13 protein-coding genes are annotated in these 14,229 nt (G+C 61.8%); 6 read left to right on the plus strand and 7 right to left on the minus strand.

Annotated features, from left to right (window positions below; all coding sequences use genetic code 11):
- Positions 1-333: 333 nt before the first annotated feature.
- The gene (gene argA / locus PBDP_RS28515) at positions 334-1,632 is read right to left on the minus strand and encodes an amino-acid N-acetyltransferase (protein WP_109752554.1); all 1,299 of its coding nucleotides are present in this window, start codon (positions 1,630-1,632) and stop codon (positions 334-336) included.
- Between the two features lie 137 nt (positions 1,633-1,769).
- A complete protein-coding gene (gene argE, locus PBDP_RS28520) occupies positions 1,770-2,927 on the minus strand; it encodes an acetylornithine deacetylase (protein ID WP_116833704.1) in 1,158 nt (385 codons plus the stop codon).
- Positions 2,928-3,085: 158 nt separating this feature from the next.
- On the opposite strand from argE, the gene PBDP_RS28525 reads away from it, so the two are divergent.
- On the plus strand, positions 3,086-4,453 hold the full coding sequence (locus PBDP_RS28525; RefSeq protein ID WP_109752558.1) for a CYTH domain-containing protein: 1,368 nt from the start codon (positions 3,086-3,088) through the stop codon (positions 4,451-4,453).
- Between the two features lie 110 nt (positions 4,454-4,563).
- Here the strand turns inward: PBDP_RS28525 and PBDP_RS28530 are convergent, their stop codons facing one another.
- The gene (locus tag PBDP_RS28530; protein WP_109752560.1) at positions 4,564-5,034 is read right to left on the minus strand and encodes an Lrp/AsnC family transcriptional regulator; all 471 of its coding nucleotides are present in this window, start codon (positions 5,032-5,034) and stop codon (positions 4,564-4,566) included.
- A 126-nt stretch (positions 5,035-5,160) separates the two neighbouring features.
- Between PBDP_RS28530 and PBDP_RS28535 the strand changes: the two genes are divergently transcribed.
- The 5 genes from PBDP_RS28535 to PBDP_RS28555 all read left to right on the plus strand — a co-directional run bounded on the left by PBDP_RS28535 (position 5,161) and on the right by PBDP_RS28555 (position 9,391).
- A complete protein-coding gene (locus tag PBDP_RS28535; protein ID WP_109752561.1) occupies positions 5,161-5,499 on the plus strand; it encodes an ACT-like domain-containing protein in 339 nt (112 codons plus the stop codon).
- 144 nt (positions 5,500-5,643) lie between these two features.
- Positions 5,644-7,428 carry a type IV pilus assembly ATPase TfpB gene (gene tfpB, locus PBDP_RS28540; protein WP_109752563.1) on the plus strand — a complete coding sequence of 595 codons (1,785 nt, stop codon included), beginning with the start codon at positions 5,644-5,646 and terminating at the stop codon, positions 7,426-7,428.
- 197 nt (positions 7,429-7,625) lie between these two features.
- On the plus strand, positions 7,626-8,546 hold the full coding sequence (locus PBDP_RS28545) for an SPFH domain-containing protein (protein ID WP_014340768.1): 921 nt from the start codon (positions 7,626-7,628) through the stop codon (positions 8,544-8,546).
- Positions 8,547-8,555: 9 nt separating this feature from the next.
- On the plus strand, positions 8,556-9,005 hold the full coding sequence (locus tag PBDP_RS28550; RefSeq protein WP_109752565.1) for an NfeD family protein: 450 nt from the start codon (positions 8,556-8,558) through the stop codon (positions 9,003-9,005).
- A gap of 65 nt (positions 9,006-9,070) precedes the next feature.
- Entirely contained in the window at positions 9,071-9,391 is a 321-nt protein-coding gene (locus PBDP_RS28555) for a DUF2388 domain-containing protein (protein ID WP_170846005.1), read from the plus strand.
- 179 nt (positions 9,392-9,570) lie between these two features.
- Here PBDP_RS28555 and gcvH read toward each other — a convergent pair whose 3' ends face one another.
- The 4 genes from gcvH to PBDP_RS28575 form a co-directional block, all read right to left on the minus strand.
- On the minus strand, positions 9,571-9,954 hold the full coding sequence (gene gcvH / locus PBDP_RS28560; RefSeq protein ID WP_109752567.1) for a glycine cleavage system protein GcvH: 384 nt from the start codon (positions 9,952-9,954) through the stop codon (positions 9,571-9,573).
- Positions 9,955-10,005: 51 nt separating this feature from the next.
- Complete coding sequence (gene gcvT / locus PBDP_RS28565; protein WP_109752569.1) at positions 10,006-11,088, minus strand: glycine cleavage system aminomethyltransferase GcvT; 1,083 nt, start codon at positions 11,086-11,088, stop codon at positions 10,006-10,008.
- Positions 11,089-11,243: 155 nt separating this feature from the next.
- Entirely contained in the window at positions 11,244-12,860 is a 1,617-nt protein-coding gene (locus PBDP_RS28570; protein ID WP_109752571.1) for an ABC transporter permease, read from the minus strand.
- Between the two features lie 174 nt (positions 12,861-13,034).
- Positions 13,035-14,039, minus strand: a complete 1,005-nt coding sequence (locus PBDP_RS28575) for an extracellular solute-binding protein (protein ID WP_109752573.1) — start codon at positions 14,037-14,039, stop codon at positions 13,035-13,037.
- Between the last annotated feature and the right edge of the window lie 190 nt (positions 14,040-14,229).

Raw genomic sequence — 14,229 nt, forward strand, 5'->3', positions numbered from 1 at the left:
ACCGTGACTGACAAGTCAATCGTAACCATTTGTGAGTACGACTATGGTCTAACCCCCACTACACCGGTCCGCAGGATAATGGATTCTCTATAATTCCAAAAAGAATTGTTTCAACAGTTTTCAGCTCTTTTCGACATATGGTTGCCATCAAAGCGTCATCAAGCCGAGACAAGGCTTATCGGCGCCGTTGAGGAATCCTGAAGCGTGTTTCGTCGCAACGGTGGTCAGGCGTACCAACGCTCGTACATGCCGCGATCTTGAGCCCTCCCAGACTAGTCGCTCATTGTCTGAAATCAAGAAGACCGCGGCAGCACGGGTTTTTAGACGGGTCGCTCAGAGCGCTTTTTCGAAGATCTTCGAATTACGCTGATAGTTGTAGAGCGACGCCCGCGCGGCCGGCAGACGGTCGACGCTGCTGGGCTCGAAACCGCGTTCGCGGAACCAGTGGGCAGTCCGGGTCGTCAGTACGAACAGCGTCTTGAGCCCTTGGGCGCGGGCCCGGGTTTCGATCCGTTCCAGCAGCTCATCGCCCCGGCCACCGTGGCGGTACTCCGGGTTCACTGCCAGGCAGGCCAGCTCCCCGGCATCCGAATCGGCGATCTGGTACAGCGCCGCACAGGCGATGATCATGCCTTCGCGTTCGACCACGCTGAACTGTTCGATCTCGCGCTCCAGCACTTCGCGGGAGCGACGCACCAGGATCCCCTGCTCTTCCAGCGGGCTGATCAGGTCCAGCAGCCCGCCGACATCCTCAATGGCCGCTTCGCGTACCACTTCGAATTGCTCCTGGGCCACCAGCGTGCCGCTGCCATCGCGGGTGAACAGCTCAGCCAGCAGCGCACCGTCCTCGGCATAACTGACGATATGGCTGCGCGCGACACCGCCACGACAGGCCTGGGCCGCCGCATCCAGCAGTTCGGCCTGATAGTCGCTGCCCAGGCGCTGCATATGGCCCGGAACCTGTTGCGGACGCAATTCGCGAACCAGCCGCCCGTCCTCACCGATAAGCCCCTGCTCGGCCCCGAACAGCAGCAGCTTGTCGGCCGCCAGGTCGATGGCCGCCCGGGTGGCGACGTCTTCGCAGGCGAGGTTGAAGATCTCCCCGGTGGGTGAATATCCCAACGGCGACAGCAGCACGATGGAGCGTTCGTCCAAAAGGCGATTGATGCCCTTGCGATCGACCCGACGCACTTCACCGGTGTGGTGATAATCCACGCCTTCGAGCACACCAATGGGACGTGCGGTGACCAGGTTGCCGCTGGCGACCCGCAGCCGCGAGCCCTGCATGGGCGAGGACGCCATGTCCATGGACAGGCGTGCCTCGATAGCGATGCGCAGTTGGCCGACCGCATCGATCACGCATTCCAGTGTGGCGGCATCGGTGATGCGCATGCCGTGGTGATAATGGGGCGTCAGCCCCCGTGCAGCGAGGCGGGCCTCGATCTGCGGGCGCGAACCGTGGACCAGCACCAGGCGCACGCCGAGGCTGTGCAGCAGCACCAGGTCATGGACGATATTGCCGAAGTTAGGGTGTTCCACCCCGTCGCCGGGCAGCATGACGATGAAGGTGCAATCGCGGTGGGCGTTGATGTAGGGCGAAGCGTGACGAAGCCAATTGACGTATTCGGGCATGAACCTGGACCTGTAATAAATAACAGCCAAAAAAAGACGAAACAGAACGCACAACGGGCTGGTGGTTATCGTCGGAACAGGCTTGGCGACACGCGCGCTCTCCTCATGTGATGAATACGGGCCCGCAAGGGGGCAATTTAACCGGCCGTGGCCGGCGTCAGACAGTAATGACCGATCAACTGCCGCAACAGCTGTACGGTAGGTAGCAAACGTGACATTTCAAGGTACTCGCCCGGTTGGTGGGCACAGGCGATATCGCCGGGACCGAGTACCAGGGTTTCGCAGCCAAGGCGCTGAAGATAAGGCGCTTCGGTGCCGAACGCCACTGCTTCGGCTCGATGGCCGGTGAGTCGCTCGGCCACCCGTACCAGTTCGCAGTCCTCGACCTGCTCGAACGGCGGCACTTCGGGGAACAGCGGGGCGTAGTCGATCTTGACCTTATGGCGCTCGGCGATGGGGTCGAGCTTCTGCTGGATCGCCGCACGCAACACTTGCGGGTCCATGCCGGGCAAGGGCCGCAGGTCGAATTCCATGGAGCACTGCCCGCAAATCCGGTTGGGATTGTCGCCGCCGTGGATGCAGCCGAAGTTCAGGGTCGGCTGCGGTACGGTGAACTGCGGGTTACGGAATTCACGCTGCCATTGCAGGCGCAGGCCACGCAGTTCGCCCATGGCATCGTGCATGGCTTCCAGCGCGCTGTGGCCCAGGCTCGGGTCGGAGGAATGACCGCTGCGCCCAAGAATATCGATGCGCTCCATCATCACGCCTTTGTGCAGGCGAATCGGCCGCAGGCCGGTCGGTTCACCAATCACCGCCGCGCGCCCCAGTGGTCGTCCGGCATCGGCCAGGGCCCGGGCGCCGGCCATGGAGCTTTCTTCGTCGCAGGTGGCGAGGATCAGCAGCGGTTGCTTGAACGGTTGGTCCAGCAGCGGCTTGACCGCTTCAATGACCAGGGCGAAAAAACCCTTCATGTCACAACTGCCCAGGCCGACCCAACGGCCATCGACCTCGGTGAGCTTCAACGGGTCGGTCTGCCAAAGCGCGGCGTCGAACGGCACGGTGTCACTGTGACCCGCCAGCACCAGGCCGCCGGGACCGCTGCCGAAACTGGCCAACAGGTTGAACTTGCCCGGGCTGACCTGCTGGATATCGCAGGAGAACCCAAGCTCCGTGAGCCAGCCTGCCAACAGCTCGATCACGGTGCTGTTGGACTGGTCGAGCCCAGGCTGGGTACAACTGACCGAAGGCGCGGCGATCAGGGCAGCGAATTGATCTTTCATGGACGGCAAAGGCATCGCTGACTCCGGGCTTACAGATTGATGTCCATCATAGAACCATCTGGCGCAAGGAATAAACCGCCGCAGCACCTAGGGTGGACGAGTCCTGTACACTGCACGACCTTGGCAGCCACACCTTCCCCCGGCTGCACACCCGATCCCTGGATTTTCCGGCCATGCAGAAAGAAACCGAAATCAAACTCCGCGTCAGCCGCGAGACCCTGGCAGCCTTGCGCGAGCATCCGCTGCTGAAAAAACGCAACAAGAGTGGCTGGGAACGCCACGAACTGATGAACCAGTATTTCGACACGCCAGAGCGTGACCTGGCCCGGGCCAAGGTCGCCCTGCGCTTGCGTCGCGACGGCGAAGACGTGATCCAGACCCTCAAGACCCGCGGCCAGAGCGTCGCCGGCCTGTCCGAGCGCAATGAGTACGACTGGCACCTGCCCAAGGCCAAGCTCGACCTGAAGAAGCTCGACGGCGAATGCTGGCCCGAGGCCTTGACCGAACTGGACAAGAAAACCCTCAAGGCCATCTTCACCACCGATTTCGTTCGCGAACGCGCTGAAATCGCCTGGGGCCGTGGCAAAAGCAAGGTGGTCATCGAAGCCGCCCTGGACCTGGGCCATGTCGTGGTCGGCAAGCAGAAGGAAGAGATCTGCGAGCTGGAGCTGGAGCTGCGCGAAGGCGAACCCGCCGCCCTGCTGGAACTGGCAGCCGAACTGGCCGCGACCCTGCCGTTGATGCCTTGCGACATCAGCAAGGCCGAGCGTGGCTATCGCCTGTATGACGCAGGCAGCTATGCCCTGAGCCTGCCGGCCCCGCAACTGACCGCCGAAACGCCGCTGGACGACGCCTTCGCCGCGCTGAGCTGGCATTTGCTCGGCAGCAGCCAGCGCCTGGCCGAGCAATACCGCTTCAACGGCCACTGGCGCCTGTTGCAGGACTGGGTGGAAAACCTCGCCGAACTGCGCGCCCTGCTCAGCAGCCTCGGCCAGGCCGCGCCGCGCCAATCGACCCACGACTTGCGCCTGGCCCTGGACGCGTTGCTGGAAGACTGGCGCCCGCTGGTCCAGGCCGGCCTGGATGATGAAGACGTGCGCAAGGCCGCGCCGGAACAGTTCCTCGAAGAGCTGCAAGACCCGCGCTGGGGCCTGTTTTCCCTCAACACCTCACGCTGGCTGCTGGCTCGCAGTTGGGCCGCCGAGCGCAACACCCGTGGCAATCGCCAGGGCGCGGCGCAACTGGGCAGTTGGCTGTCGCGCCTGCTGGGCGAAGAGTCCTCGTCCCTGCAATTGCAACGCTATCAGCAGCAGCCGGAAGACCTCGCCGAGCAACTGCCGCGCATCGAACGCATCCAGGCCTGGCTCCACCACGCCCGTCATGTGCTGGAGATCCCGGAAATGGACCGCCTCTACGGCGAGTTGAACAAACTGGCGCAACTGGCCAACCAGCCGATCACCGACGAAACGCTGGATGCACGCAAGCAACAGGCGATTGCGGTTTATCAGAATCGGGCTTGGAAGACTTTGCTGCGTCTGTAACATCGCCATCGCGAGCAGGCTCGCTCCCACATGGGATCTCTATTTGCCGAAGATCCATTGTGGGAGCGAGCCTGCTCGCGATGTGGCCAGCACAGACACCGCAGGACAGCTCAGCGCACCACCGGCAAACTCGTCGTCGACTTGATCTCCGACAGCGCCACGATCGAGTTCACCTCCTGGATCCCCGGCACCATCGACAGCTTCTCGAAAAAGAATCGCTCATAGGCCTCGATATCCGCCGTGACGATGCGCAGCAGGAAATCCACCGAGCCCATCAGCACGTAACACTCCAGCACCTCGGGAAAGCCGCGAATCGCCTCGGTGAACTCGGTGAAATTCGAACGTCCATGGGCGTTGAGTTTGATTTCGGCGAAGATCTGCGTATTGAGGCCGATTTTCTTGCGATCCAGCAGCGTCACCTGACCACGAATGATGCCCTCCTCCTTCATCCGCTGGATCCGCCGCCAGCACGGCGATTGCGACAAACCCACCTGCTCGGCGATCTGCGCACTGGACAGCGAGGCATCTTCTTGCAGCAGTGCCAGTATCCTGCGGTCGTAGGCGTCCAACTCACTATGCATAATCAAACCCACAATGATTGATTTAGAGAATCAGGCAATTCGAAACACCGCCAATTTCACGCATCTTAGATAAGAAATACCCCACGACGCATGTAAATATTTCTCCCGCCCCCAAGGAGACCGAACATGCCCCCACTCGAAGCCGTTGCCCTTGCCCCGACCCGCGCCGATGCCTGGCACGCCGCCAATACCCATTGCCGGGCGCGGTACCAACTGCTGGCCGAAGCCGAGCCGGACTTACTGTGCCGGGCGTTGAACCTGTTTGCCTTGCAGGGCCTGACGCCGCAGCAGGTTCATGTCGAGCGCCTCGACGATCTGCTGTCGCTGGACATCGTCATGGACGGGCTGAGCTGGCACCGTGCCCAAGTCATCGCGGAAAAATTACGTAACTTGATCAGCGTCTGCTCGGTGGACCTGCAAGATGCTGATATTGCACGGGTTGGGCCGGCCCAAGCAGCGGGATGAACCTCCACGGGCAAGATTTCGCAACGCATTGGTCGGGTAGTGGCCCAACGGTCCATAGGGTCGGGACTATTCTTTTGCACACCGAGCGAGGACGCCGAAGCGTCTGTATCGCGGCTTTGCTGCAATTGTCCAATAGGAACCCGCATGTCCACCAAACACGCCACTCAGGACCGCTGGCTGGACCTCAACGATCTGCTGCGCCAACTGGTCGCCCAGGGCTTCATCAGCCAGGATTCAGCCGAAACCGCGCTTAACGCCCGCCGACGCCACAGCGCCAATGCCCAGTTGCATCCCCTGGAGTTCATCGCCAACCAGCACCTGGACGACCTCAGCCGCCCCGGCAAGCGCCTGGACCTGGAGAGCCTGACCCTATGGTTGTCCCAGCAGGCCGGCCAGCCCTACATGCGCATCGACCCGTTGAAAATCAACGTCGCGGCCGTGACGCCCTTGATGTCCTATGCCTTTGCCCAGCGTCACAAGATCCTCGCGGTGGCGGTCGATCGTGACGCCGTCACCGTCGCCAGCGCACAACCTTACGTCAGCAGTTGGGAAGCCGACCTGACCCACGTGCTCAAGCTGCCGATCAAGCGGGTGGTCGCCAACCCGGTGGACATCCAGCGCTTGAGCGTGGAGTTCTATCGCCTGGCCAAATCGGTCAGCGGCGCCACCACGGTCGACCAGCAGCCGAGCAACCTGAGCAATTTCGAACAGTTGCTCAACCTGGGTGCCAGCGACCAGGAGCCGGACGCCAATGACGCCCACATCGTCAATATCGTCGACTGGCTGTTCCAGTACGCCTTCCAGCAGCGCGCCAGTGATATCCACATCGAACCGCGCCGCGAGCAGGGCACCGTACGGTTTCGCATCGACGGGGTGCTGCACACCGTCTATCAGTTCCCGCCGCAGGTCACGATGGCGATCGTCAGCCGCCTCAAGAGCCTGGGGCGGATGAACGTCGCGGAAAAACGCAAACCCCAGGACGGCCGGGTCAAGACCAAGACCCCGGACGGCGGCGAAGTGGAATTGCGCCTGTCGACCTTGCCCACGGCGTTCGGTGAAAAAATGGTCATGCGGATCTTCGACCCGGAAGTGTTGCTCAAGGACTTCGACCAGCTCGGTTTCTCCGCCGACGACCTGCGCCGCTGGCAGGACATGACCCGCCAGCCCAACGGCATCATCCTGGTAACCGGGCCTACCGGTTCCGGCAAGACCACCACCCTCTACACCACCCTCAAGAAACTGGCGACGCCGGAAGTGAACCTCTGCACCATCGAAGACCCGATTGAAATGGTCGAGGCATCCTTCAACCAGATGCAGGTCCAGCACAACATCGACCTGAGCTTCGCTGCCGGGGTGCGAGCGCTGATGCGACAAGACCCGGACATCATCATGATCGGCGAGATCCGCGACCTGGAGACCGCTGAAATGGCGATCCAGGCGGCGCTCACCGGGCACCTTGTGCTGTCGACGCTGCACACCAATGACGCGCCGAGCGCCATCAGTCGCCTGCTGGAGCTGGGTGTGCCCCATTACCTGATCAAGGCCACCGTGCTCGGGGTCATGGCCCAGCGGCTGGTGCGCACCCTATGCCCGCAGTGCAAGGCCCCCCTGACCCTGGATGAAGATGACTGGCAGACCCTGACCCGGCCCTGGCAGGCACCGCTGCCGAGCAATGCCCAACAAGCCGTCGGTTGCCTGGAATGCCGCGACACCGGTTACCGCGGCCGCGCCGGCGTCTACGAAATCATGCAACTGACCGACAGCGTCAAGGCCTTGATCCACCCCGACACCGACCTGTTGGCGGTGCGCCGCCAGGCCTTCAAGGAAGGCATGCGCAGCCTGCGCTTGTCGGGGGCACAAAAGGTGGCGGCTGGCTTGACCACAGTCGAGGAAGTGCTGCGGGTTACGCCACAGAGCGAGCAGAAGTAGTTGTGGCAGCACCTGTGGCGAGGGGATTTATCCCCGCTGTGGGAGCAAGGCTTGCCCGCGATGAAGATAACGCGGTCTCCCTGGGAAGCAAGGCGCCTGCATCGCGAGCAAGCGTTGCTCCCACATAGGGAAGATAGTGGCCGCTTGCCCTACACTCAGGGCTCACAGGTCCAACTCAATTCGCACAGGGAACCGTCATGCAGATCGGTAGCGTACTTCTACTTTTCATCGGCCTCGTGGTCGCCATCCTGTTCATGGGTTTCAAGGTCGTGCCCCAGGGCTACCAATGGACTGTCGAGCGGTTCGGGCGCTACACCAACACGCTCAAGCCCGGCCTGAACATCATCATCCCGGTGATGGATCGCATCGGGCGCAAGATCAATGTCATGGAAAGCGTACTGGACATCCCGCCCCAGGAAGTCATTACCGCCGACAACGCCACAGTGCAGATCGACGCCGTGTGCTTCTTCCAGGTGGTCAATACGGCCCAGGCGGCCTACGAGGTCAACAACCTCGAACACGCCATCCGCAACCTGTTGCAAACCAACATCCGTACCGTGCTGGGGTCCATGGAGCTGGACGCGATGCTGAGCCAGCGTGACGGTATCAACGAAAAACTGCTGCGCACCGTCGATGAAGCCACGGCGCCATGGGGCATCAAGATCACCCGGATCGAGATCAAGGACATCAGCCCACCGGCCGACCTGATGGCCGCCATGTCGGGGCAGATGAAAGCCGAACGTATCAAGCGTGCCCAGATCCTCGAAGCCGAGGGCCTGCGAGCGTCGGCGATTCTCACCGCCGAAGGCAAGAAGCAGGCGCAAATCCTCGAGGCCGAGGGCAGCCGCCAGGCCGCGTTCCTGGAATCCGAGGCCCGCGAGCGCCAGGCACAGGCCGAAGCACTGGCCACCCAGGTGGTGTCTCAGGCGATTGCCGACGGCAACGTCCAGGCCGTGAACTATTTCGTCGCGCAGAAATACATCGATGCGCTGGGCAAGCTGGCTTCGGCCAACAACAGCAAGGTGATTCTGATGCCGCTGGAAGCCAGCCAGGTCATCGGTGCGGTCGGCGGCATCGGCGAGATCGTCAGGGCCACCTTCGACAGCAAGAAAGCCTGAGGCGCGCCTATGTGGGAGTTTCTGCAACACATGTCGTATTGGGACTGGCTGGCGCTGGGCGTCATCCTGCTGATCCTTGAAGTGTTCGGCGCCGGCGGCTACTTGCTGTGGATCGGCATGGCCGCCGCCGCGGTCGGCGTGCTCACGTTCATCCTGCCGCAGATGTCGTGGGAGATGCAGTTCCTGTTGTTCGGCCTGTTCGCTATCGCGACAGCACTGTACTGGTGGCAGCGCCAGCGCAGCGCTGTGCGCCAAAGCGACCAGCCGCACCTGAACCTGCGCGGCCAGGAGCTGATCGGCAAGGTTTTCCCGGTTCATGAAGCGATTGTCGATGGCCGTGGCAAGATCAAGGTGGCCGACAGTGTCTGGCTGGCCAAGGGGCCCGAGTCGGCCGTTGGCACGCGGGTCAGGGTAGTGGCACAGGAAGGCGCGGTGCTGCAGGTGGAACGGGCTGACTGACAAGTCATGGAACTGAATAGAGGCGCAGGTAATCCAAAGTCATAGTTAACCCAGTGGAGTCACCTATCATGCGTCTCAAACTTGCTGTCGCTACCCTAGCCTTGCTGTCTCTTCCTGTTGGCTCGGCAATGGCCGACACGTTTTGGCGTAACGTCATCTCATCCGGCGCGACCACCGGATCCACCTACCTGACCTTCAAGGATCACAAGCTGATCGTCGCTGCCCAGGACGATGCCGGTAGCTTCGTTGCCAGTGATGGCGGTATTCGTGGCCCCTACCTGGAAGCGGCGATGCAAAAAGTTCGTGCCGACAACCCAGGCCTGCAAGCCACCGACATGGAGCTGGCCAACGCGATCCTGGCGAAAAACGCCGTCGCCCAGGACTGATTCCCAGCCCATAAAAAATGCCGCTCGATGAGCGGCATTTTTTTGCCCGGTGAACATCCCAAGGCTGCCCCCAATATCCTGTGGGAGCGGGCTTGCTCGCGAAAGCGGCGTATCAGTCAACAATACTGAACCTGACACACCGCTTTCGCGAGCAAGCCCGCTCCCACATTAGATCCGGGTTATTCGCCGATAGCGGACTTATAGCCGGCCGCGTCGAGCAACTTGTCCAGGTCGGCCTTGTTCTCTGGCTTGAGCTTGAAGATCCAGGCGCTGTACGGCTCGGAGTTCAGCAGTTCCGGCGAACCGCCCAACTCCTCGTTGACCGCGATCACTTCACCTGCAATCGGGGAATAGATATCGGAAGCGGCCTTGACCGACTCAACCACACCGGCCTGGTCATTTGCGGAAAACACCTTACCAACCTCGGGCAACTCGACAAATACCACATCGCCCAAGGCTTCCTGCGCATGATCGCTGATGCCCACGGTGACGCTACCGTCAGCTTCCAGGCGTGCCCACTCATGGCTTTCGGCAAAATGCAAATCGGTAGGGATAAAACTCATACTCTGTGTCCTCAAGAGAAGTGTCAGCGGCCAGCGGCCCGCCGCAAAAGGTTAGATCAGGGTTTTGCCATGGCGGACGAAGGTCGGCTTGACCACCCGTACCGGATACCACTTGCCGCGAATTTCTACCTCGGCACGGTCGGCGGTAGCCATCGGAACACGTGCCAGGGCGATCGACTTGCTAAGCGTAGGAGAAAAACTACCACTGGTGATCTCCCCTTCGCCAACATTGGCGATGCGAACCACCTGATGGGCGCGTAAAACGCCGCGTTCTTCCAGCACCAGCCCGACCAGTTTGTGCTGCACGCCGCTGGCAAGCTCGGTTTCCAGCGCACTGCGCCCGATGAACTGACGGTTCGCCGGTTCCCAGGCGATACTCCAGGCCATGTTCGAGGCCAACGGTGAAACATCCTGGTGGATGTCCTGGCCGTAGAGGTTCATGCCGGCCTCCAGGCGCAAGGTATCGCGGGCGCCGAGGCCGATGGGCGAAATGCCGGCACCTACCAGGTCGTTGAAGAAACTCGGCGCCTCCTGGGCAGGCAGGACGATTTCCAGGCCATCCTCGCCGGTGTAGCCGGTCCGGGCAATGAACCATTCGCCGTCGGCGCGACCTTCGAAAGGCTTGAGTTGCTGGATGATTTGCCCACGCTGTTGCGTCACCAGTTCAGCGATCTTCTGCCGGGCCTGGGGGCCCTGGATCGCCAGCATCGCCAGTTCGGGTCGCTCATGCAGCTGCACATCGTAGTCACCGAGCTGTGCCTGCATCCAGGCCAGGTCCTGATCGCGGGTCGAGGCGTTGAAGACCAGCCGATAACCGTCTTCGACACGGTAGACGATCATGTCGTCGACGATGCCGCCGCGCTCGTTGAGCATCGCGCTGTACAGGGCACTTCCTGCGTCCTGCAAACGATCGACGTCATTGGCCAGCAAACGCTGGAGCCAGGCCTTGGCCTGGACGCCTGCGACATCGATCACGGTCATGTGGGAGACATCGAACACACCGCAGTCGCGACGCACCTGATGGTGTTCTTCGACTTGCGAGCCGTAGTGCAAAGGCATATCCCAACCGCCAAAATCGACCATCTTCGCGCCGAGGGCGAGATGAAGGTCATACAGAGGCGTACGCTGTCCCATGGGTTTCTCCTTCCGGGCTTGGCGAAGGTGCGGACGGGCACTGCGTAGCGCGAACGCCTGAAAAAAGGAGTTTTCTGACGCTCTCAGTTGCCCGGTCCGACAGACGGACCGCACCGAATGCCGCGCATTGTAGCCGCATGAGGTAGGACTGGCACCTAGCTGTTTCGATGGGCCGAACGTCGTATCAATCCGATGACCGGCAATAACCCAACCAACACCAGGGTCAGCGCCGGCAGCGCGGCCCGGGCCCACTCCCCTTCGCTGGTCATTTCGAAGATCCGCACCGCCAGCGTGTCCCAGCCGAACGGGCGCATCAGCAGGGTCGCGGGCATTTCCTTGAGCACGTCGACGAACACCAGCAACGCCGCGCTCAAGGTGCCGGGCAACAGCAACGGCAGATACACTTTGAAAAACAGTCGTGGCCCACTGACCCCAAGGCTGCGTGCCGCTTCGGGCAAGGACGGGCGAATTCGCGCCAGGCTGCTCTCCAACGGTCCGTAGGCCACGGCCAGGAAGCGCACCAGATACGCCAGCAACAGTGCCGACAGGCTGCCCAGCAACAACGGCTTGCCTGCACCGCCGAACCAGGTCGACAGCGGGATGACCAGCTCACGGTCCAGAAAGCTGAATGCAAGCATGATCGACACCGCCAGCACCGAACCGGGCAAGGCATAGCCCAGGTTCGCCAGGCCGACGCCAGCACGAATGGGGCGGGTCGGCGCGAGCCGCCGGGCGAACGCCAGCAACAAGGCGACGCAAACGGTGATCAGGGCGGCCAGGCCTCCCAGGTAGAGGGTGTGAAGGATCAGCCCGGCATAACGCTCGTCCAGGTCAAAGCGACCGCGCTGCCAGAACCACACCACCAACTGCACCACCGGAATGACAAATGCACAGGCAAAGACCAGGAAGCACCAACTGCTGGCTGCCACGGCCTTGAGGCCGCGCAACGTGTACAGAGCCTTGACCCGGGGCCGCTCGTTACTGGCTCGGTGGGCACCGCGGGCCCGGCGTTCACCGTAGAGCACCAGCATCACTGCCAGCAACAACAGGCTGGCCAGTTGGGCGGCGCTGGAGAGGCTGAAGAAGCCGTACCAGGTCTTGTAGATGGCGGTGGTGAAGGTGTCGAAGTTGAAGACCGATACCGCGCCGAAATCCGCCAGGGTTTCCATCAGCGCCAGCGCCACGCCCGCACCGATAGCCGGCCGGGCCATCGGCAACGCCACGCGCCAGAACGCCTGCCACGGCGACTGCCCGAGCACCCGGGCAGCTTCCATCAACCCCTTGCCCTGGGCCAGGAAGGCACTTCGCGCCAGCAGATAGACATAAGGGTAAAAGACCAGCACCAGTACCAGGATCACCCCGCCGGTGGAGCGCACCCGGGGCAGGCGCAGGCCGCTGCCGAACCATTCACGCATCAGCGTCTGCACGGGGCCGGCAAAATCCAGCAGGCCAACGAAGACAAACGCCAACACGTAGGCCGGAATCGCGAACGGCAGCATCAAGGCCCAGTCGAGCCAACGTCGCCCCGGGAACTCACACAGGCTGGTGAGCCAGGCGAGACTGACACCCAGTAACGTCACCCCGAAACCCACCCCGAGGATCAATGTGAGGGTATTGCCCAACAGACGTGGCATCTGGGTGTCCCACAGGTGGGACCAGATCTGTTGGTCGATGCTCTGCCAGGACAGCAGCAGGACGCTCAGGGGCAACAGGACCAGCGCGGCGATGGCGAAGACCAGGGGGTACCAGCGGCGTTGGGCGGGGTGGGCCAAGGAAAACTCTCATTAAACAAATAGTCACGTGGCGAGGGAGCTTGCTCCCGCTGGGCTACGAAGTAGCCCCCAAAGTTCCGGACCATGGCCCGCAGATACTCTGGGAGGGCTTCGCCCTCCAGCGGGAGCAAGCTCCCTCGCCACATGTTATCAATGAACTGAACAGGACTGGTCTCAGTTCCAGCCAGCGCGATCCATCATGCGAATGGCTTCAGCCTGGCGTTTACCCGCGACTTCCACCGGCAGGGTATCGGCCTTGAACTTGCCCCAGGCTGCCACCTCCCTGGAAGGCTCCACCTTCGGATTGGCCGGGAACTCCTGGTTCACGTCGGCGAAGATGCTCTGCGCCTCTGGCGTGGTCATCCATTCCACCAGCTTCTTCGCGGCCTCCGGATGCGGTGCATGCTTGGTCAAGCCTATACCCGAAAGGTTGATGTGCACGCCACGGTCGGCCTGGTTCGGCCAGAACAGCTTCACCTTCAGGTCCGGCTTCTGCTGGTGCAAGCGGCCGTAGTAGTAGGTGTTGACGATGCCGACATCGCACTGGCCAGCATTGATCGCTTCAAGCAGTGCAGTGTCGTCGGAGAACACGTCGGTGGACAGGTTCCTGACCCAGCCCTTGAGGATTTCCTCGGTTTTTTCCGCGCCGTGGGTTTCGATCAGCGTGGCGGTCAGGGACTGGTTGTAGACCTTTTTCGAGGTCCTCAGGCACAAGCGGCCTTCCCACTCTTTGCCAGCCAACGCTTCATAGGTGGTCAATTCATTCGGTTTAACCCGGTCGGTGGAGTAGACAATGGTCCGGGCCCGCAGGCTCAAACCGGTCCAGGCGTGGGAAGAAGCACGGTATTGAGAGGGGATGTTGGCGTCGATCACCGGGGAGGTGAACGGCTGGAGAATGCCCATCTGCTCGGCCTGCCAGAGGTTGCCGGCGTCGACGGTGAGCAGCAGGTCGGCGGTGGCGCTCTCGCCTTCGGCCTTGATCCGCTGCATCAGCGGCGCTTCCTTGTCGGTGATGAACTTCACCGACACGCCGGTCTTCTTGGTATAGGCATCGAAGACTGGCTTGATCAGCTCGTCGATACGCGAGGAGTAGACCACCACCTCATCGGCGGCCTGGGCAGCAGTCGTACCGATCAGGGTCAAGGCGAGGGCGGACAGCAGGCGCTTGGGTGCCGACATGGGGGCGGTCTCTCGAGGATGAAGTGCGCAAATGATAAGGACTCACATTTGGCTTCTCAATCGAACAGTGGGTGGACACATTTCCAAATGTTGCAGCTATGAGATGTACTGTGTTTTTGCATCCGCAATCGCGGGCAAGCCTTGCTCCCACAAAAGCTCGTCCCACAATGCACACCAGTGGGAGCAAGGC

Source organism: Pseudomonas sp. St290, from assembly GCF_018325805.1.
GTDB lineage: Bacteria > Pseudomonadota > Gammaproteobacteria > Pseudomonadales > Pseudomonadaceae > Aquipseudomonas > Aquipseudomonas bijieensis.

Bases quoted from the DNA above. Each gene is read 5' to 3' on its own strand.
- PBDP_RS28545 (WP_014340768.1), top strand. From the start codon at position 7,626: ATGCAGATCGGTAGCGTACTTCTACTTTTCATCGGCCTCGTGGTCGCC.
- PBDP_RS28535 (WP_109752561.1), top strand. From the start codon at position 5,161: ATGCCCCCACTCGAAGCCGTTGCCCTTGCCCCGACCCGCGCCGATGCC.
- PBDP_RS28530 (WP_109752560.1), bottom strand. From the start codon at position 5,034: ATGCATAGTGAGTTGGACGCCTACGACCGCAGGATACTGGCACTGCTG.
- PBDP_RS28525 (WP_109752558.1), top strand. From the start codon at position 3,086: ATGCAGAAAGAAACCGAAATCAAACTCCGCGTCAGCCGCGAGACCCTG.
- gcvH (WP_109752567.1), bottom strand. From the start codon at position 9,954: ATGAGTTTTATCCCTACCGATTTGCATTTTGCCGAAAGCCATGAGTGG.
- tfpB (WP_109752563.1), top strand. From the start codon at position 5,644: ATGTCCACCAAACACGCCACTCAGGACCGCTGGCTGGACCTCAACGAT.
- PBDP_RS28550 (WP_109752565.1), top strand. From the start codon at position 8,556: ATGTGGGAGTTTCTGCAACACATGTCGTATTGGGACTGGCTGGCGCTG.
- argE (WP_116833704.1), bottom strand. From the start codon at position 2,927: ATGCCTTTGCCGTCCATGAAAGATCAATTCGCTGCCCTGATCGCCGCG.
- gcvT (WP_109752569.1), bottom strand. From the start codon at position 11,088: ATGGGACAGCGTACGCCTCTGTATGACCTTCATCTCGCCCTCGGCGCG.
- PBDP_RS28575 (WP_109752573.1), bottom strand. From the start codon at position 14,039: ATGTCGGCACCCAAGCGCCTGCTGTCCGCCCTCGCCTTGACCCTGATC.
- argA (WP_109752554.1), bottom strand. From the start codon at position 1,632: ATGCCCGAATACGTCAATTGGCTTCGTCACGCTTCGCCCTACATCAAC.